At 66.3% G+C, this 17,838-nt stretch carries 23 protein-coding genes and 1 tRNA gene; 17 read left to right on the plus strand and 7 right to left on the minus strand.

Annotation, left to right across the window (positions count from 1 at the left end; all coding sequences use genetic code 11):
* Positions 1-117 precede the first annotated feature (117 nt).
* Positions 118-1,359, plus strand: coding sequence for a 5-aminolevulinate synthase (gene hemA, locus BSZ14_RS02040; protein ID WP_042490500.1), 1,242 nt, complete (start codon positions 118-120; stop codon positions 1,357-1,359).
* 158 nt (positions 1,360-1,517) lie between these two features.
* Here hemA and BSZ14_RS02045 read toward each other — a convergent pair whose 3' ends face one another.
* Positions 1,518-2,012: a Uma2 family endonuclease gene (locus BSZ14_RS02045; RefSeq protein ID WP_076709581.1), complete on the minus strand. Its 495-nt coding sequence runs from the start codon at positions 2,010-2,012 to the stop codon at positions 1,518-1,520.
* Between the two features lie 109 nt (positions 2,013-2,121).
* A complete protein-coding gene (locus BSZ14_RS02050; protein WP_076709583.1) occupies positions 2,122-2,568 on the minus strand; it encodes a hypothetical protein in 447 nt (148 codons plus the stop codon).
* A 118-nt stretch (positions 2,569-2,686) separates the two neighbouring features.
* Here BSZ14_RS02050 and rpiB point away from each other — a divergent pair, with 118 nt between their 5' ends.
* The 6 genes from rpiB (at position 2,687) to BSZ14_RS02080 (ending at position 6,333) form a co-directional block, all read left to right on the plus strand.
* Entirely contained in the window at positions 2,687-3,130 is a 444-nt protein-coding gene (gene rpiB, locus BSZ14_RS02055) for a ribose 5-phosphate isomerase B (protein WP_076709584.1), read from the plus strand.
* An 18-nt stretch (positions 3,131-3,148) separates the two neighbouring features.
* Complete coding sequence (gene glyA, locus BSZ14_RS02060; RefSeq protein ID WP_042490495.1) at positions 3,149-4,447, plus strand: serine hydroxymethyltransferase; 1,299 nt, start codon at positions 3,149-3,151, stop codon at positions 4,445-4,447.
* 12 nt (positions 4,448-4,459) lie between these two features.
* Positions 4,460-4,651, plus strand: a complete 192-nt coding sequence (locus tag BSZ14_RS02065) for a hypothetical protein (protein WP_042490494.1) — start codon at positions 4,460-4,462, stop codon at positions 4,649-4,651.
* Positions 4,652-5,119, plus strand: coding sequence for a transcriptional regulator NrdR (gene nrdR / locus BSZ14_RS02070; RefSeq protein ID WP_076709585.1), 468 nt, complete (start codon positions 4,652-4,654; stop codon positions 5,117-5,119).
* Positions 5,120-5,284: 165 nt separating this feature from the next.
* Complete coding sequence (locus BSZ14_RS02075) at positions 5,285-5,605, plus strand: GIY-YIG nuclease family protein (protein ID WP_076709586.1); 321 nt, start codon at positions 5,285-5,287, stop codon at positions 5,603-5,605.
* 2 nt (positions 5,606-5,607) lie between these two features.
* Complete coding sequence (locus BSZ14_RS02080) at positions 5,608-6,333, plus strand: RNA methyltransferase (protein WP_241823607.1); 726 nt, start codon at positions 5,608-5,610, stop codon at positions 6,331-6,333.
* A gap of 153 nt (positions 6,334-6,486) precedes the next feature.
* Here BSZ14_RS02080 and BSZ14_RS02085 read toward each other — a convergent pair whose 3' ends face one another.
* Complete coding sequence (locus tag BSZ14_RS02085) at positions 6,487-6,795, minus strand: chorismate mutase (RefSeq protein WP_076709588.1); 309 nt, start codon at positions 6,793-6,795, stop codon at positions 6,487-6,489.
* Positions 6,796-6,900: 105 nt separating this feature from the next.
* On the opposite strand from BSZ14_RS02085, the gene BSZ14_RS02090 reads away from it, so the two are divergent.
* The 3 genes from BSZ14_RS02090 to BSZ14_RS02100 all read left to right on the plus strand — a co-directional run bounded on the left by BSZ14_RS02090 (position 6,901) and on the right by BSZ14_RS02100 (position 8,393).
* Positions 6,901-7,125, plus strand: coding sequence for a hypothetical protein (locus BSZ14_RS02090; protein ID WP_042490487.1), 225 nt, complete (start codon positions 6,901-6,903; stop codon positions 7,123-7,125).
* 160 nt (positions 7,126-7,285) lie between these two features.
* Positions 7,286-7,900: a 30S ribosomal protein S4 gene (rpsD, locus tag BSZ14_RS02095; protein WP_042490485.1), complete on the plus strand. Its 615-nt coding sequence runs from the start codon at positions 7,286-7,288 to the stop codon at positions 7,898-7,900.
* A 124-nt stretch (positions 7,901-8,024) separates the two neighbouring features.
* The gene (locus tag BSZ14_RS02100; RefSeq protein WP_076709589.1) at positions 8,025-8,393 is read left to right on the plus strand and encodes a hypothetical protein; all 369 of its coding nucleotides are present in this window, start codon (positions 8,025-8,027) and stop codon (positions 8,391-8,393) included.
* A gap of 39 nt (positions 8,394-8,432) precedes the next feature.
* On the opposite strand, the gene BSZ14_RS02105 is transcribed toward BSZ14_RS02100, so the two are convergent.
* On the minus strand, positions 8,433-8,810 hold the full coding sequence (locus BSZ14_RS02105) for a lysozyme inhibitor LprI family protein (protein ID WP_052811592.1): 378 nt from the start codon (positions 8,808-8,810) through the stop codon (positions 8,433-8,435).
* Positions 8,811-8,957: 147 nt separating this feature from the next.
* Positions 8,958-9,098, minus strand: coding sequence for a hypothetical protein (locus tag BSZ14_RS19825; RefSeq protein WP_042490483.1), 141 nt, complete (start codon positions 9,096-9,098; stop codon positions 8,958-8,960).
* Positions 9,099-9,191: 93 nt separating this feature from the next.
* Between BSZ14_RS19825 and BSZ14_RS02110 the strand changes: the two genes are divergently transcribed.
* From BSZ14_RS02110 to aguB, 5 genes are all read left to right on the plus strand, one after another.
* Positions 9,192-10,823, plus strand: a complete 1,632-nt coding sequence (locus BSZ14_RS02110) for a M28 family peptidase (RefSeq protein ID WP_076709590.1) — start codon at positions 9,192-9,194, stop codon at positions 10,821-10,823.
* Between the two features lie 11 nt (positions 10,824-10,834).
* Positions 10,835-11,803 (plus strand): agmatine deiminase family protein, encoded by a 969-nt coding sequence (locus BSZ14_RS02115; protein ID WP_076709643.1) that lies wholly within the window; start codon positions 10,835-10,837, stop codon positions 11,801-11,803.
* A gap of 715 nt (positions 11,804-12,518) precedes the next feature.
* Positions 12,519-12,971, plus strand: a complete 453-nt coding sequence (locus BSZ14_RS02120) for a hypothetical protein (protein WP_076709591.1) — start codon at positions 12,519-12,521, stop codon at positions 12,969-12,971.
* Between the two features lie 53 nt (positions 12,972-13,024).
* On the plus strand, positions 13,025-14,035 hold the full coding sequence (locus BSZ14_RS02125) for a hypothetical protein (RefSeq protein ID WP_042490480.1): 1,011 nt from the start codon (positions 13,025-13,027) through the stop codon (positions 14,033-14,035).
* 33 nt (positions 14,036-14,068) lie between these two features.
* Positions 14,069-14,917: an N-carbamoylputrescine amidase gene (aguB, locus tag BSZ14_RS02130; RefSeq protein WP_076709592.1), complete on the plus strand. Its 849-nt coding sequence runs from the start codon at positions 14,069-14,071 to the stop codon at positions 14,915-14,917.
* Between the two features lie 34 nt (positions 14,918-14,951).
* Here aguB and BSZ14_RS02135 read toward each other — a convergent pair whose 3' ends face one another.
* A complete protein-coding gene (locus tag BSZ14_RS02135) occupies positions 14,952-15,626 on the minus strand; it encodes a uracil-DNA glycosylase (protein WP_076709593.1) in 675 nt (224 codons plus the stop codon).
* Positions 15,627-15,648: 22 nt separating this feature from the next.
* Between BSZ14_RS02135 and folK the strand changes: the two genes are divergently transcribed.
* Together folK and BSZ14_RS02145 are read left to right on the plus strand one after the other, a co-directional pair.
* Positions 15,649-16,125: a 2-amino-4-hydroxy-6-hydroxymethyldihydropteridine diphosphokinase gene (gene folK / locus BSZ14_RS02140; protein ID WP_076709594.1), complete on the plus strand. Its 477-nt coding sequence runs from the start codon at positions 15,649-15,651 to the stop codon at positions 16,123-16,125.
* Positions 16,126-16,145: 20 nt separating this feature from the next.
* Positions 16,146-16,221, plus strand: a tRNA-Lys gene (locus tag BSZ14_RS02145).
* A 250-nt stretch (positions 16,222-16,471) separates the two neighbouring features.
* Here BSZ14_RS02145 and BSZ14_RS02150 read toward each other — a convergent pair.
* Positions 16,472-17,836, minus strand: a complete 1,365-nt coding sequence (locus tag BSZ14_RS02150; RefSeq protein WP_076709644.1) for an efflux transporter outer membrane subunit — start codon at positions 17,834-17,836, stop codon at positions 16,472-16,474.
* Between the last annotated feature and the right edge of the window lie 2 nt (positions 17,837-17,838).

A 17,838-nucleotide genomic window follows, 5' to 3' on the forward strand; every position in this document is an offset into this window, starting at 1 on the left:
GAACCACCCGCATCAGGAACCGATCGATCCTTGGGACAATATGTCCACCATGATCGATCACAGTAAGCGCAGTTCCCGACTCGATTCATGCGCGGCTTGCGCCTACATTCGCACCCCATGAGCATCGAAGGCACGGACGTGCGCGTGGATTATTCCCGCGTCTTCACCCAGGCGATCGACCGCCTGCACGCCGAGGGACGTTACCGCGTCTTCATCGACATCCTGCGCAACAAGGGCATGTTTCCCAATGCGCGGTGTTTTGCCGGGCATAACGGGCCGAAGCCGATCACCGTCTGGTGCTCCAACGACTATCTGGCGATGGGCCAGCACCCCAAGGTCATCGCCGCGATGGAGGAAGCGCTCCACGACGTCGGCGCAGGCTCGGGCGGGACGCGCAACATCGGCGGCAACACGCACTATCATGTCGATCTGGAAGGCGAACTGGCCGACCTGCACGGCAAGGAAGCGGCGCTGCTGTTCACCAGCGGATACGTCTCGAACGAGGCAACGCTGGCGACTTTGGCCAAGATCCTGCCGGGCTGCGTGATCTTTTCCGACGAGCTGAACCACGCCTCGATGATCGCGGGCATCCGCAATTCGGGCTGCGAGAAGCAGGTCTTCCGCCACAATGACCTTGCGCATCTGGAGGAACTGCTGGCGGCCGCCGATCCGGGCGTGCCCAAGCTGATCGCGTTCGAGAGCGTCTATTCGATGGAGGGCGATGTCGCGCCGATCGCGGCGATCTGCGACCTCGCCGACAAATATAATGCGCTGACCTATCTCGACGAGGTTCATGCGGTCGGCATGTACGGCGCGCGCGGCGGCGGCATTTCGGAGCGGGACGGCGTCGCCCACCGGCTGACCGTGATCGAGGGGACGCTGGGCAAGGCGTTCGGCGTGATGGGCGGCTATATCGCGGCCGACCGGATGATCGTCGACGTGATCCGATCCTATGCGCCGGGCTTCATCTTCACCACCTCGCTGTCGCCGGTGCTGGTCGCGGGTGTGCTGGCGAGCGTGCGGCACCTCAAGCAAAGCTCGGTCGAGCGCGAGGGGCAGCAGGCCGCCGCCGCCAAGCTGAAGGCGATGATGCGCGAGGCGGGGCTGCCCGTGATGCTGGGCGAGACGCATATCGTGCCGGTGATGGTCGGCGATCCGGTCAAGGCCAAGAAGATCAGCGACATCCTGCTCGCCGAATATGGCGTCTACGTCCAGCCGATCAATTACCCGACCGTGCCGCGCGGCACCGAACGTCTGCGCTTCACCCCCGGCCCCGCGCATGACGAGGCGATGATGGCGGAACTGGTGTTGGCGCTGGTCGAGATCTGGGAGCGGCTGGAGTTGAAGATGGCGGCGTAAGGGGCCACCATTTGGCTTTCCGGCCTCTTCGTTCTTTTCTTCCACCCCGGCGAAGGCCGGGGTCCAGTTGGGGTGAGGCTGGAGGCGTGCGAAACGCCGCCATGCGTCGCATCAATCGCATGGCCACTGGACCCCGGCCTCCGCCGGGGTGGAGTATCTTATGGTAGCACTCGGTCGAGCGTGACCGCGGCGTCGCTGCCCGGCACGGCCAGGGCTTCGCCGAACCGCACCGTGTGGACGCTGCTGTAATCGCCCTCCACCGGCTCGGCATAGACATGGGCGACGCGGCGCACCCCGTCGATCACCCAATAGGTCGGGATGCCCGCCTGGGCGTAGAGCATCCGCTTGAGGCCCATATCGCGACTTTGCGTCGTCTGCGCGATCTCGACGACGAGCAGCACGTCATCCGGCGTCAGGAAGCGATTCTCGGTGATCGGCTGGCGCAGCAGGGCGGCATCGCAAGCCACGACCGTCGAGTCGTCGAGAACGAGCCCACTCTCTGCCCGCACCAAGGCGAGGCCCATTTTCTGGGCGAGGTAAAATACGACACTGGCCTGCACGGCGGCATGGCCACCCATGGGCGGGTTCGTCCGTTCCAGTTCCCCGTCGATCAGTTCGACCTTCATGCCCTCGAACGCGCCGCTCTCGACCATGTGCAGGAACCGGGCGCCGTGAAGCGCACACGGGTGTCCGGGGAAAGGCGGGCCTGCTGGTTCACCGTCGCGATCCTATTATGACGGCGCCGGGCAGCCTAGCCGCGCCTCACTTCTTGCAATAGCCCTCGCCGGACTTGACCGTCAGGCACTCGGTCTTGCCCGCCAGATATTTCAGCCCCGTCGCATCGCCGTTTGTCGGGCGTAGGACCTCGCGCACGCCGCTCCGCTCGAACACGATGGTGTCGCCGACCTGCTCACCCCGGAACTCGCCCTTGTGGTCGAGGTCCCACTGCATCTCCATGCGGTATCGGCCGGGCGTCGCGGCGTGCTTGATGTTCAGGAACATGCCCTCCACGCCGACATAACGGCCGACATAATCTGGACCCTTTTTCTTCGGCAGGCCGGTGAAGGTCGATCCGTCCCCGGCCGGACCCGCCGTGGCCGCGGCACTGGGGCTGTTCGTCAGGGACGTCGCGTTCCTCACCTCTTCCGGCGTCTCTCGCGAGCAGGCCGTCAGGGTGGATAGGGCGGCGAGGATCAGGATGCGCTTCATGACGAGCAGAACCCTTCAAATGCACCGCACGTTCCGTTGCGCGAAGGGGTAGCCATGGGCTGCGTGCGCGCGTAAAGGCGCGGGCATTCCACTCGACCCTGTCAGGAGCGCCCGTCTTATGCGCATCGCGATCGCATCCGATCATGCCGCCGTCTCGCTCAAGACCGTGCTGGCGGACTGGCTGCGCGGTGAGGGGCACGAGGTGCTGGACCTGGGCACCGACGGGAATGGCAGCGTCGACTATCCCGATTTCGGCCGCGCGGTCGGCGAGGCACTGGCCGATGGCCGTGCCGAGCGCGGGGTGGCGCTGTGTGGCTCGGGCATCGGCATCTCGATCGCGGCGAACCGCAACCCCGCCTGCCGCTGCGCGCTGGTGTCCGAGCCGCTGTCGGCCGCGCTGGCCCGCCAGCATAACGACGCCAACGCCATCGCCATGGGCGCGCGCGTCATCGGTGAGGAAATGGCCAAGGCCTGCCTCCAAGCTTTCCTGTCCACCCCGTTCGAGGGCGGACGTCATCAGCGCCGTGTCGACATGCTGTCCACCGCGCCCGCCCAGAATTGAACGCGCAAGGATACCCTCATGAGCACGCTTAACGACGTCCAGCCCGCCGGTTTCTTCACCCGTACGCTCGCCGATGCCGACCCCGCCGTCTTCGCCGGTGTCGCCCACGAGCTGGAACGCGAGCAGACCCAGATCGAGCTGATCGCCTCCGAGAACATCGTCTCCAAGGCGGTGATGGAAGCGCAAGGCTCGGTCTTCACCAACAAATATGCCGAGGGTTATCCGGGCAAGCGCTATTATCAGGGTTGCGCGCCGTCGGACGAGGTCGAGCAGCTGGCGATCGACCGCGCCAAGCAGATCTTCGGCTGCGACTTCGTCAACGTCCAGCCGCATTCGGGCGCGCAGGCGAACGGCGCGGTGATGCTGGCGCTGGCCAAGCCCGGCGACACGATCATGGGCCTGTCGCTCGACGCCGGTGGCCACCTGACCCACGGTGCGAAGGCGGCGCTGTCGGGCAAGTGGTTCAACGCCGTTCAGTATGGCGTCGATCCCGAGACGCACCTGATCGACTATGACGAGGTCGCCCGGATCGCGCGCGAGTGCCAGCCCAAGATCATTATCGCGGGCGGCTCGGCCTATCCGCGCGTCATCGACTTCGCCAGGTTCCGCGCGATCGCGGACGAGGTCGGCGCCTATTTCATGGTCGACATGGCGCACTTCGCTGGCATCGTGGCGGGCGGCCTGCATCCGACCCCGTTCGGCCATGCGCATGTCGTGACCACTACCACGCACAAGACCCTTCGTGGTCCGCGCGGCGGCATGATCATGACCAATGACGAAGCGATCGCGAAGAAGATCAACTCGGCGGTCTTCCCCGGCCTCCAAGGCGGTCCGTTGATGCACGTCATCGCCGCCAAGGCGGTCGCGTTCGGCGAGGCGCTGCAGCCGGAGTTCAAGACCTATATCGCGGCGGTGGTCGAGAATGCCCGCGTGCTGGCGGCGACGCTGAAGGCGCGCGGCGCGAACCTGGTCGCGGGCGGCACCGACACGCATCTGGCGCTGGTCGACCTGACCCCGCTGGGCATCACCGGCCGCGACGCCGACGAGGCGCTGGAGCGCGCGGGCATCACCTGCAACAAGAACGGCATCCCCAACGATCCGCTGCCGCCGATGAAGACCAGCGGCATCCGCGTCGGCTCGCCCGCCGGCACCACGCGCGGCTTCGGTCCGGCCGAGTTCGAGCAGATCGGCCATATGGTCGCCGATGTGCTCGATGGCCTGAAGGCCAAGGGCGAACATGGGGACCCAGAGGTCGAGGCGAACGTTCGTGCCCGTGTGCGTGAGCTTTGCGCACGCTTTCCGATCTACCAGGGATAAGGACGTAAACGCATGGCCAAGTTCGACGAGAAGATTTCCGAGGTGCAGAACGACATCAAGTCGACCCCTGGCCTGGGCAAGAGCATGGCGAAGTGGGGCGCGCTCGGTGCCGTCGTCGCGATCCCGGTGCCGTTCGTCGGCCCGATCTTCGGCGCGGCGGCAGGTGCCGGCTACGCCTATTTCAAGGCGAAGAAGAAGATCTGAATGCGCTGCCCCTTTTGTGGCCATGAAGACAGTCAGGTAAAGGACAGCCGCCCCACCGAAGATGGGGCGGCCATCCGCCGCCGCCGCCAATGCGAAGGCTGTGGCGCGCGCTTCACCACGTTCGAGCGGATCCAGTTGCGCGAGCTGTTCGTGTTGAAGAGCGAGGACCGGCGCGAACCGTTCGACCGCGAGAAGCTGCTGCGGTCCATCGCCATCGCCACGCGCAAACGTCCGATCGACCCGGTGCGGGTGGAAAAGCTGGTGTCCGGCATCCAGCGGCAATTGGAAACCAGCGGCGAGGGCGAGGTGTCGTCCAAGCGCATCGGCGAGATGGTGATGGAAGGGCTGAAGGGCTTGGATTCGGTGGCCTATATCCGGTTTGCGAGCGTCTATCGCGAGTTCGGCGAGGCCCGGGATTTCGAGGCTTTTGCCGGGACGGTGGAAGAGGTGGCTCCGAAGGGGGAGTGATTTGGTGAGGGCGGGGCGTGGGCTTCGACTTCGCTCAGCCTGAACGGATGTTTGTATGAGGCTCTTTGTATAAGGCCCTGTTCCCCCCACCTCCGTTCAGGCTGAGCGAAGTCGAAGCCCAAGGGAATCCTTTGCTCCATATCCCAAAGGCGATAGCCTGACCGAATGGCCTTCTACTGCTACATCCTCCGCTGCTCCGACGGCAGCTATTACACCGGCCACACCGACAGCCTCGAACACCGCATCGCCCAGCACCAGTCGGGCGAAATCCCCTGCTACACGGAAGCCCGCCGCCCAGTCGAACTGGCCTGGTCCCAGGACTTCCCGTCCCGCCACGAAGCCCTCACCGCCGAACGCCAGATCAAAGGCTGGTCCCGCGCCAAGAAGACCGCGCTGATCGCAACCGACTGGACGGCGCTCAAAGAAGCCGCAATACCGCGCGCGGAACGTGCCCTTCGACTTCGCTCAGGGCGAACGAGAGAGTGAACGTGAACAAGTCCCAGCCCCCCGTCATCGTCCTGGTCCGCCCGCAGCTCGGCGAGAATATCGGCAAGGCCGCGCGCGCCATGTTGAATTTCGGGCTGGTCGAGATGCGCCTCGTCACCCCGCGCGACGGCTGGCCGAATCCACAGGCCGGACCGGCGGCGTCGGGCGCCGACATCGTGCTGGAACAGGCCAAGGTTTTTGAAAGCGTGTCCGATGCGGTCGCCGACTGTGCGCAGGTCTATGCGACCACGGTGCGCAAGCGCGGCGTCACCAAGCCGGTCGTCACCCCGGAAGAGGCGGCGCGCGAAATCCATGCCGATACCGTGGGCCGCGCCGCCTTCCTGTTCGGGCCGGAACGGTCGGGGCTGGAGACCGACGATGTGGCCATCGCGCGCAAGATCGTCACCGTGCCGATCAACCCCGAATTCGGCAGCCTGAACCTGGCCCAGGCGGTGATCCTGATCGCCTATGAATGGTCCAAGGGTATCGAACTGGCCCAGCCGCCAGAGGTCGAGCTGCCCGAGGTCGCACCGCAGGGTGAACTGGACGGCATGATCGGCCAGCTGGAGGATATGCTGGAGAATGCCGGGTTCTTCTTCCCGCCCGACCGGACCCCTGCGAGCAAGCGGACTCTGCGCACCTTGCTGACCAAGCCCGGCTGGTCCAGCCAGGAAGTGCGGACGCTGCGCGGCGTATTGTCGACGCTGGCGCGGCCGCGTCAGCGGTAACGCCCTACCAATCCCCGCCCCCCGTTCAGGCTGAGCGAAGTCGAAGCCCACAGGATGAACTCCGCCAAATGGCCCCCGTGGCGGGGGATGGGGCGTGGGCTTCGACTTCGCTCAGCCTGAACGGGCGTTGGAACAGGCTAGAGGGAAGGAAACTTACCCCCGCGTCCGGTCGAACGTCGCCATCTCATAGGCGATCGAGCCCTCGACCAGCACTTCCCAGATATCGGCCACGACCGCTTCGGGTACGCCCAGGCGGCGGGCTTCGGCGCGGGCCTGGTCGATGACCTGGGTCTTGCGGTCCTCGTCGCGCACGCGGTCGCGGGTCGGTTTGATCCGGGCGGCGGCGTCCATATAGGCGAAGCGGCGCGCGAGCAGCGCGACCAGTTCGCGGTCGAGCTGGTCCACGCCCGCGCGGACCTCCGCCATGGTGGTGCAATCGGGGCCGGCGAGAATCTGGGTCATGGATCATGGCTCTGCCGGGCGGCGTTCCCGCTGTCCAGTCCGGCTTGCCGATCGGGTCGCGCACAGGATAGCATGGCACCCGCGTTCCAATTGGGAGATAGGACGATGCTGACCACGTTGCTGCTGCTGGCCCTGACCGGGCAACAGGCCGAACCCGCGCCCGCGCCGGTGAAGGAAAAGAAGATCTGCCGGGTTCAGGAAACCACCGGCTCGCGCCTGTCGTCCAAGCGGATCTGCAAGACCCAGGCGGAATGGGACGAGATCGCGGCCAATGCGCGCAACGATGTGGAAAACGCCACCGGGCGGCTGAACACCGCCAGCGGACGCTGATCGAGCGCTTCGCTTGACTCCGGCGCGCCTGTCGTTTAGGCGCGCCGCTTCGCAATTGCCCCCGCATCCCGGTGAAGCGGTGGGCCTGCGCTTGTCCCCATAAAGGCTGGCATGGTGCGATACCGGGACCAACGTCGTTCGTAATTGCCAAGGATTACACATGTCGAAGCGTCAGAGCGCGAAGTACAAGCTCGATCGCCGTATGGGCGAGAACATCTGGGGCCGCCCCAAGAGCCCCGTCAACAAGCGTGAATATGGCCCCGGCCAGCACGGTCAGCGCCGCAAGGGCAAGATGTCGGACTTCGGTCTGCAGCTGCGCGCCAAGCAGAAGCTGAAGGGCTATTATGGCGACGTGACCGAGAAGCAGTTCAAGGCCTGCTACCAGGAAGCCGCCCGCATGAAGGGCGATACCTCGCAGAACCTGATCGGCCTGCTCGAGCAGCGCCTGGACATGATCGTGTACCGCGCCAAGTTCGCGCCGACGATCTTCGCCGCGCGCCAGCTGGTCAGCCATGGCCACATCCGCGTCAACGGCGTGAAGTGCAACATCGCGTCGCGCCGCTGCTTCGTCGGCGACGAGATCTCGCTGGGCTCGAAGGCGACCGAAATGGCGCTGGTCATGGAAGCACAGCAGCTCGCCGAGCGTGAAGTGCCCGACTACGTCACCGCCGACGGCAACACCAAGGTCGCGCTGACCCGCATCCCGACCCTGGACGAGGTGCCCTATCCGGTGAAGATGGAACCGAACCTGGTCGTCGAATTCTATTCGCGCTGAGTTTTCGGGTCTTACCGAATTACGGAAAGGGCGGTCCTTCGGGGCCGCCCTTTTTGTTTGTGTCTCGCTTGCCGGGCGTCACGGGCACGCGCATACTCTGCCTGTTTAAAGGGGGAGGATATCAATGCGCCTGGGTCTGATCGCCGTTGCGGCACTGACGATGACGACCGCCGCCACCGGCCAGACGGCCGAGCAGGGGCAATATGCCAGCCAGCTGCGCACCATGCTGACCGCCGTTGCGGGCGGCACCTGTTCCGAGGCGTTGATGGGTGAGGGGCTGCTCAAGGCCTGTCGCGAACAGCTTCCGCAGATGGCCCCTGCGATCAAGGCGGCGGGTGCGATCCAGTCTGTCAAGCTCGACAAGGCGCAGGACGCGAACGGTCAGCGTTACGAGAAATACACGGTGAGTTTTGCCAGCGGCAAACCCTCGACATGGGTGATCGGCGGGCTGAAGGACGGCAGGTTCGAGGCGGTCTATTCCCTGGGCGACTGACGGACAGCCGCCCAGAGCCATGCAGCGCCAAGGCCGCGATCAGAAGCGGACCTGTCGCTCCAGCTGATCCGCGCGCAGCGCCGTCTTGGTGACGATGCAGCCGGTGTCGATCGTGTCGCCATTGATCTTGCAGCTATAATCCCGTTCCCGGATCCAGCGGCGCTGCTGGTCGCGCAGGGCGGTCTTGACCGCGGGACGCGACGCGAGTTGGCGCATGACCTGCTGATAGGCCTTGTTCAGGCGGTCATCCTGCACCGCCGCCTCGCGTTGCGTGCAGACGCCGGTCTGCACGATGTTGCCGCCCGCGCGGTTCATGCAGTTGATATAGGCGGGGGATAGATTGGGCGATTCCTGCGCGATGGCGGGTGCGCCCGTTCCGATGACCATCACGGCGGTCATGGCGACAATCCACTTCATGCTTCCCTCCTTTTGTGCGGCGTGACATTTTCATCGGCCACAACGTCGCACAACCATTTGTCGTCGCGACGGTTGCAGGATGCATCCGGCGCGGCAGCCTGTTTTTCGTTCCGCTGCTGGTGGGCGCAGAGGGGGGATGGCGAGATCCTATCCGGCCCGCTTGTTCTGCACGATCGCCACGATGATCGCCGTCGCCATGCCCAACGGAAACCATAGACCGAACTTGCCCGTCAGCAGGCCGATAAAGCCGGACAGGACCAGTATGGCGAAGGGTGACGGCGTTTTCATGATCGCAGTCTGGCGAACGGGGCGGCGCCGGGCAAGCTTGCCCCGCCAGCCTCCGCTTGGCACAACACCCCCAAAACATAAGGGGAAATCGTCATGCGTCGTCTGGTCCTGTTGTCCCTCCTCCTGTCCGGCACCGCCATGGCTCAGGACAAGCCCGCCATCTCGGTCGACACGCTGAAGACGGTTACCCAGACCCTGTCCTCCGGCGAATATGAAGGCCGCGCGCCGACCACCCCGGCGGAGGACAAGACGGTCGCGTACATCATCGAGCGCTTTCAGAAGGCGGGGCTGAAGCCCGGCAACAAGGGCCGGTGGACCCAAGATGTGCCGATGGTCGAGATCACCGCCACCGACGTCCAGCCCTTCACCGTCACGGGCAAGGGCGCAGCTATTCCGCTCGCCTATCGCACCGACATGGTCGTCGGCACGTACCGCGTGACGCCGCGCATCGATGTGAAGGACAGCGAGCTGGTATTTGTCGGCTATGGCATCACCGCGCCCGAAAAGGGCTGGGACGATTATGCCGGGGTCGATGTGCGCGGCAAGACGGTGGTGATCCTGATCAACGATGCCGACTGGCAGACCATGGGGCGCGAAGGACCGTTCGAGGGCCGTGCGATGACCTGGTATGGTCGCTGGCCCTATAAGTTCGAGAATGCCGCCAGGCACGGTGCTGCCGCCGCGTTGATCGTCCACCAGACCGAACCCGCCGCCTATCCCTGGGCGGTGGTGCAATCCTCCTGGACCGGGCCGCAGCTGGAACTGGACGAGCCGGGCGACCATCAGGACCAGAGCCAGGTCATCGGCTGGATTCAGGAGGCGGTGGCGAAGAATATCCTGAAGGCGGCGGGCAAGGACTTGTCCACGCTGACCAAGGCAGCGCAGCAAAAGGGGTTCAAGGCGGTGCCGCTTGGCCTGACCCTGTCGGGCGGCTTTACCAACACGATCCGGCGTCAGGCGTCGAAGAATGTCATCGGCGTCCTGCCGGGCACCACCGCGCCGGGCGATTACGTCCTCTATTCGGCGCATTGGGACCATCTGGGCCGCTGCGACGCGGTGGACGGTGACGATATCTGCAACGGCGCGCTCGACAATGCGACCGGCGTGGCGGGGCTGGTGGCGCTGGCCGAGGCGCAAGCGAAGGCGGGGCCGGCCAAGCGCTCCATCGCCTTCCTGGCGGTGACGGCGGAGGAAAGCGGGCTGCTCGGCTCGGGCTATTATGCGCAGCATCCCGTCTTCCCGCTCGCCCGCACCGTGGGCGGCGTGAACATGGACGGGCTGAACGTCACCGGCCGGTCGAAGGACTTCGTGCTGGTCGGCAAGGGCAAGTCCGAGATCGAGGATATCGCCGCGAAGCTGGTCACCGCGCAGGGGCGCTATATCGGCGAGGAGGCCAATCCCGAACGTGGCGGCTATTACCGCTCCGACCATTTTTCCTTCGCCAAGCTGGGCGTGCCGATGCTCGACGGCGGCTCGGGGCAGGACAAGGTGACGGGCGGGGTCGCGGCGGGCAAGGCCGCAGCGGAGGACTATGTGGCCAACCGCTATCACAAGCCCGCCGACGAATATGATCCCCGCTGGGATTGGTCGGGCGCGGTCGAGGATTTGACGGTCTATTACCAATTGGGCAGGACGCTCGCCGACCGGCCGGGCCTGTGGCCCAACTGGTATCCCACCGCCGAATTTCGCACCATTCGCGATCAAAGCAGGAAGAACGTCCAGTGACCACGCCAACCGTGACCACGCCTCCGCCGCCCGAATGGGCCACGCATGATGCCGTATGGATCGGCTTTCCCAGCCATCCGGAGCTGTGGGAAGAGGATCTCGACCCTGCGCGCGAGGAGGTGCTGGCCTTTGCCCGCGCCGTCCATGCCGATGGTCGGGGCGAGCGGGTGATCCTGGTCGCCGCCGATGGAGAAGCGGCGGATGCCGCGCGCGCGATGGCGGGCGACATGGCGGACGTGGTCGTCCAGCCCTTCGGCGACATCTGGCTGCGCGATACCGGCCCGATCATCACCGGTGACGGTTCGGCACGGCTCTTCCAGTTCAACGGCTGGGGCGGCAAATACGACCTGCCCGGCGACGACACGGTCGGCGCGCGGCTGGCCGAGGATCGTGGACTCTCCGCCACCCGCTGCGAATGGGTGCTGGAGGGCGGCGCGATCGATGGGGACGGCACCGGGCTGGTCGTGACGACGCGTCAGTGCCTGCTCAACCCCAACCGCAATCCCGACCTGACCGAAAGCGAGATCGCCGACCGACTGGCCAGCGACCTGGGGCTGACCCGGATCGTGTGGCTGGGCAATGGCTTGCTCAACGACCATACCGATGGCCATGTCGACAATCTGGCGCGCTTCGTCGGCCCCAACCGCGTCGCCATTCCCGAAGCTGCCGAGAACGACCCCAACTGGCAGGTCTATGCCGCCGCCAAGCGCGACGCGCTGGCCGCCGGTCTGGAGGTGGTCGGCATCCCGTCGCCGGGCCGCGTGCTGCGCGACGACGAGATCGTGCCCGCCAGCTATATGAACTTCTATATCGGCAATGCGTCGGTCGTGGTGCCGCTTTACGGCAGCGAGAATGACGATGCCGGGGTCGCCGCGATCCAGGCGATCTTTCCCGACCGCCAGGTCGTGGGCCTGCGCGCCGATGCCATCCTGACCGGCGGCGGCAGCTTCCACTGTATTTCGCAGCAGATTCCGGCATAATCGCCGAACGAGCCCGTGCCGTCATCCCAGGGCGCGGGCTCTTTTCCTCCGGGGTCGGGAGGCGAAGTGCGAAGGCCAGGTCGCGATACCCACTCGGATAGCGGCCTCCCGCTATCTGCCCTCCGCAAGCGACAGTTGGGGTTGGGCGATCGAGGCGAAGGGCGTGGTGATCGCCATTCGTCCGCGCTGACTCGCCCTGGTTCGATCATGGGTCACATCCGGCGCGTGTGGCGGGATGAGGCGATTATCACCGGTCTGGCCGCGGTGGGGGCGCTGTTCGGCCCGCTAGGGCTGCTTCACCGATAGGCCAGGTCGCCCGGGAATCCCTTGGCCTTCGACTTCGCTCAGGCTGCACGGCGTGCAGGGTGCGCCTGAGCGTTAAGGCATGATGGCATCAGCGTGATCCACCCCTCCCCTTCAGGGGAGGGGCAGGGGGTGGGGCGTTTCCGCAAAAGCGGGGCCTGTGGTGATGCCCCACCCCAACCCCTCCCCTGAAGGGGAGGGGCTAGGCTCGGTTCGATCCCATGTCATCATGCTCTGAAGTCCAAGGGGGCGGGGACGCGATGTACCCGGCAATGACGCGATCGGCACTCGTTTCCCCGTCTGCGCTGCCCGGTCGGCGCGCAGAATTTTTCAGCCATTCTTGTCCTTTACCAGCCATAAAGGGAACAGCGCTATACGGAACGATCACCTGTCCGGGATCGGAGCCCACGCGTTGCAAGCCACGATCAATCTGCTCCGTGCCCAACATGAGGACATCATGCGCGCCGTCGGCGACCTCATGGCCCTGTTCGAGCTGCGCTATGCCGAGGCCGCGCCGAGGGTGGGCCTGGCCCGCACGCGGATCGCGCAGGCCATCACCAAGCATCTGAAGACCGAGGACGAACTGCTGCTGACCCCGCTGCGCGAACGGCGGCTGTTGGCCACCATCCCCGGATGCGAGGCGATCATGGTCGAGACGCGCGAACTGCGCCTGACCTATTCCAAACATATCGGCACCTGGACCGCCCGCACCATCGAGGAACGGTGGAACGAATATGTCGGGGTGACGCGTGCGCTCAACCAGCGGCTGATGGCGCTGTGCGATCTGAAGATCAACAGCTTCTATCCCATCGTCCTGCGCTACATCCTGGCCGATCCCGACCCGGCATCCCGCATGACCGCGTGACGCGCGGGGCGGCAGGGTCTAGCATCGCGGCGTCACCGAACAGGGGAGTCGCCATGACCGCCGTCCGATCCGCCAACGGGTTCGCTCGTCCGATTCTCCCCGCGATTGCGCCTGTCCTGGCCATCGTCGGTGCGGCGGCCTTGCTCCGTTTGCCGATAGCGCAGGCTTATCCCCGCGGCGCGGCGCTGCTGTTCCTCTGGATCGCCTCGGACGCGATGATGCTGGGGTTGTTGAGCCGAACGCGACGGCCGGGCTGGCGGGCGGGAATCGCCGCGATGGCGTCCGCGGGCATGGCGGTGTTCAGCCTGTCGCCGCCGCCGATCCGGGCGGCGCTGTTCGCCATGCCCTGGGCGATGATCGTCCCGGCCGCCGCGATCGCTCTGCATGGCGGATGGGGCCTTTGGCGGGTGGCGGTGCGGCTTCGTGCGTGGAACCGAACCGAGCCGGATCGCTGGTCCGCACTGCTGGAGGAAATCCTGCCCCGGCCGCTGGTGCGACTGGCGCGGGCGGAGGTTCGGCTGCTGCATCTGGCGTTGTTCCGCTGGGGCGCGGCGCCGGAGATACCGGCGGGGGCGCAGGGTTTTGCCTATCATCGCCATCTGCAGCCGATGATGATCGCGCTGCTGGTCATTTCCTGCATCGAGATCACCGTCACCCATCTGCTGGTCGCGCATTGGAGCCGGACCGCAGCGCTGGTGATGTTCGTCATCAGCGATGTGTCGCTGCTCTACCTGATCGGCCTTATCAGGTCGCTGCGCCTGTCGCCGGTCCTGCTCACCGAAACGGGGGTAAGGCTGCGCGCCGGGCTGTTGGTCGACCGGACCATTCCCTATGCGGCGATCGCGGCGGTGACGGCCAATCCCGATGGCGAGACGGTGCGCGCGCCCGATAGCTGGAACATCGCGCTGCTGGCCTGGCCCAATATGCTGATCCGCCTGTCCGAACCCTTGCCGCCGCGCTCGCGGTGGCGGCGTGATCCGGTGCGGGCGGTGGCGTTGCGGCTGGACGAGCCGGGGCCGTTTCTCGATGCCTTGCGCAGGAAGCTGGATGCGGAAGCGGGGTGACGCCCGCGTGCGGAGCCATTAAAGGGCAGGGCCATGACCCAGATCACCGTCGCCGCGCTGCAACTGGCCTTTACCGCCGATATCGACCGCAACATCGCCGAGGTGTCGCGCCTCGTTCGCGAGGCGGCCTCGCAAGGTGCGCAGGTGATCCTGCCGCCCGAGCTGTTCGAAGGCGAATATTTCTGCCGCGTCGAGGACGAGGGGCTGTTCACCAACGCCAAGCCGACCGCCGAGCACCAGGCGGTGCGCGCGATGCAGGAGCTGGCGGCTGAGCTGAAGGTCCATATCCCGACCAGCTTCTTCGAGGCGGACGGGCCGCATCACTACAACTCGCTGGCGATGATCAATCCGGACGGCCAGGTCGCGGGCGTCTATCGCAAGAGCCATATCCCGGACGGTCCGGGCTATGAGGAGAAATTCTATTTCCGCCCCGGCAATACCGGGTTCAAGGTGTGGGACGGCCCCGCGACCAAGCTGGGCGTCGGCATCTGCTGGGACCAATGGTATCCCGAGACGGCGCGCGCGATGATGCTGATGGGGGCGGAGATCCTGTTCTACCCGACCGCGATCGGCAGCGAGCCACATGACGACAGCCTCGACACCGCGCGGTTGTGGCGTCGCGCGATGGTCGGCCATGCCGTGTCCAACGTCGTGCCGATCGTCGCCGCCAACCGCGTCGGGTGCGAACATGGCCAGACCTTCTACGGCACCAGCTTCATCTGCGACGAGCGCGGCGACATCCTGGCCGAACTGGACCGCGAGCAAGAGGGCGTGATCGTCGCCACGCTCGACATCGACCGGGTGAAGCGCCACCGCGCCGCCTTCGGTTTCTTCCGCGACCGGCGGCCTGAGCTGTACGGGCGGCTGGTCCAGGATATCTGAACTCAAATTCCTCCCCTGCAAGGGGAGGAATGGTTTAGCCCCGCAATTCCATCGCCCGCGCGAACACGGCCTCGAACATCTCGGGTGTCAGGCGGCCAGTATTCTGGTTGTAGCGCGAGCAGTGATAGCTATCGAGGATCACCGGGCCGCCGCCGGGCAGGCGATGTTCGGCCAGATGCGCGAATCGCGCCTTGGGGAGGCGCCCGCCCAGCGCCTTGATGACCGAACGGTGCGCGATCTCGCCCAGTGCGATGACCACCGACAGCCGGGGCAGTGCGGCCAATTCCTGTTCCAGAAAGGTCCGACAGGTACGGATCTCGTCCGGCGTCGGCTTGTTCTCGGGCGGCAGGCATTTGACCGCGTTCAGGATCACCGCGCCTTTCAGCGTCAGGCCGTCATCGACCTTGGCGGCGAACGCGCCTTCGGCCAGCCCGAATTTGGCGAGGGTGCCATAGAGCAGCGGCCCTGCGCCATCGCCGGTAAAGGGGCGGCCGGTGCGGTGCGCACCATGCTTGCCGGGGGCAAGGCCGACGACCGCCAGCCAGGCCTCGTCATCGCCGAATGGCGGCACGGGGGCGTTCCACCAGCCGGGATATTCGGTGGCGACCGTCTGGCGAACCTCGACCAGGCGGGGGCAGAGGGGGCAGTCGCGCGGTGGCTGGATCGGGGCCAGGGGCGCCGGGATCACGGGAAAGGATGCGTCAGGCATCACGCTCGGGTAGTCGCAGGACATGATGACGACAAGCTATGCCATTGCGCTGGGTTCCAACCGTCCGGGGCGGCATGGCAGCCCGCGTGACGAGATTCGCGCGGCGCTGGCGGCGTTGCCGGGTGTCTATGCCGTGTCGCCGATCCTGACCACGGCGCCCATCGGCCCCTCGATCCGCGCCTTCGCCAATGCCGCCGCGCTGGTCGAGAGCCCGCTGGACCCGCCCGCCATGCTTGGCATACTGAAAACCATCGAGCGCGATTTCGGGCGGCGGCGGGGGCAGCGCTGGGGGGCGCGGGTGATCGATCTGGACATCATATTGTGGTCGGGGGGCAAGTGGCACTCGCCGGGGCTGGCCGTGCCGCATCTGGCCTATGCCGCGCGCGATTTCGTGCTGCATCCGCTGGCGACGATCGCGGCGGACTGGCGCGACCCGCGCGACGGCCGGTTTGTGCGCCATATGCGACATGGTGTTGACCGCAGGCGTCCGCGCCCCTAGGTCGCTTCCACCCCGATGGAGGGTCCGTAGCTCAGTCGGTAGAGCAAGCGACTTTTAATCGAGAGGTCCCGGGTTCGAGCCCCGGCGGACCCACCACCGGGATGATACAGGCGCGCGGACAGATTTGCCCCGACCCGGGCACAGGCATGAAATGCCCCATATGGGCCAAGCCATACCCGCACGCAGATCGAAGATTGCGCTGATTTTGACCCGGCCTGGCGGGCTGATGCTATGGATGTCGGCCAAACCGGATGCCCGGGGCAAGACGGAGACGGGAGATGGTCGGTAGACGCCCGCCGTCGGTCGACCATCATGCTGCCACGTCTTGCCGGACATTGCCAATGGCTTAATTCCCGAAGCCGCCACCCAGCGCCTGATATAGCGTGAGCTGGTTCTGGAGCCGGATGAACTGATTGGCGGATAGGGCGAGTTCGGCAATGCGCTGGCGTTCCTGCGCATCGAGCCAGACGCGAAGCGCCACGGCCCCCGCGCGGTAGCGGACTTCGTACAGGCGCTGGGCGTCCACCGCAGCGTCACGGGCGCGACGCAGGGCGAGACCCTGGGTCGCCAGTTCGCTCCGGGCGGAGAGCGTGGTTTCCACCTCCGCCAGGGCGGTGTACAGCGACTTGCGGAACAGGATTACCGCTTCCTCGTAGCGTGTGCGGGCAATCTGCGTCTCGAAGCGCATGCCGCGCAGGTTGAGGAACGGCAGCGTGAGGCCCGCGCCCAGGGTCGCAACGGGATTGGCCATCAGGTTGAGCAGGCCGCTGCTGGATGTCCCCAGGCTGCCGGTCAGGGTAAGCGCCGGATAGAAGCCGGCCCTGGTCGCATCGGCGCTTGCAAGCACTCTTCTGAGGCGCAATTCGGCGGCGCGCAGGTCGGGGCGGCGCCCGAGCAGATCGGCCGGCAGGCCAGCCGCGACGACCGGCAGCGGCACCATCTTCAGGGCCTGCGGTTCAGCGGCGGGCGCGGGCAGGCCGTCGAGCAGCACCATCAACGCCTCGCGGGCGCGGACGCGGGCCTGGCGAACCTCGGTCAGTGCGGCTTCCTGTGCAGCGACGCTTTGCTCGACCTCTCGGCGCTCGAGCGTCGAAACCGCTCCGGCCCGGAACCGAGCTTCCACCAGCGCTTGTGTCCGGCGGGCATAGGCAAGGCTCTGCTCGCCCAGCGCGATCCGCTCGTTCGCCAGCGCGATCTGCCAGTAGAGCGACGCGGTCGTGCCGACCAGCGTCAGGAACACGCCGTCGCGATCCTCGGCGGTCGCTTCCGCCTCCAGCCGCGCCGCGTCCCGGCGCGCGCCGAGGCGACCGAACAGATCGGCTTCCCAGGCGAGGCGCGCCGAACCGGCGGCGATTTCGCTTGTCCGGCGCGCACCGCCGGAGAGGGGGCGGGACAGGCCGATGCTGAGCGAGCCGCTCGGGATCGGTGTCAGCGCATTTCCGGCGAGCCGCGCTTCAAGCTGGGCGCGCCGTACCCGTATCGCGGCCGCGGCGAGGTCCGGATTGCGCGCGACCGCAAGCTCGACCAGCGCATCCAGCGCCGGGTCGCCGAAGCTCTGCCACCATGTGTCGGTGCGCGGGCTTTGCTGTGGGGCCGGGGACTGGTGGAGGAATGCGCCGGGCAGGGGAGCGGCGGGACGGACATAGGGGGTGCGGGTGGCGCAGCCGGCCAGAAGCGTGCCGATGACGATCAGGGTGAGAACGGGTTTCATCA

The sequence above is a fragment of the Sphingomonas sp. Sph1(2015) genome (assembly GCF_001970915.1).
GTDB classification, from domain to species: domain Bacteria; phylum Pseudomonadota; class Alphaproteobacteria; order Sphingomonadales; family Sphingomonadaceae; genus Sphingomonas; species Sphingomonas parapaucimobilis.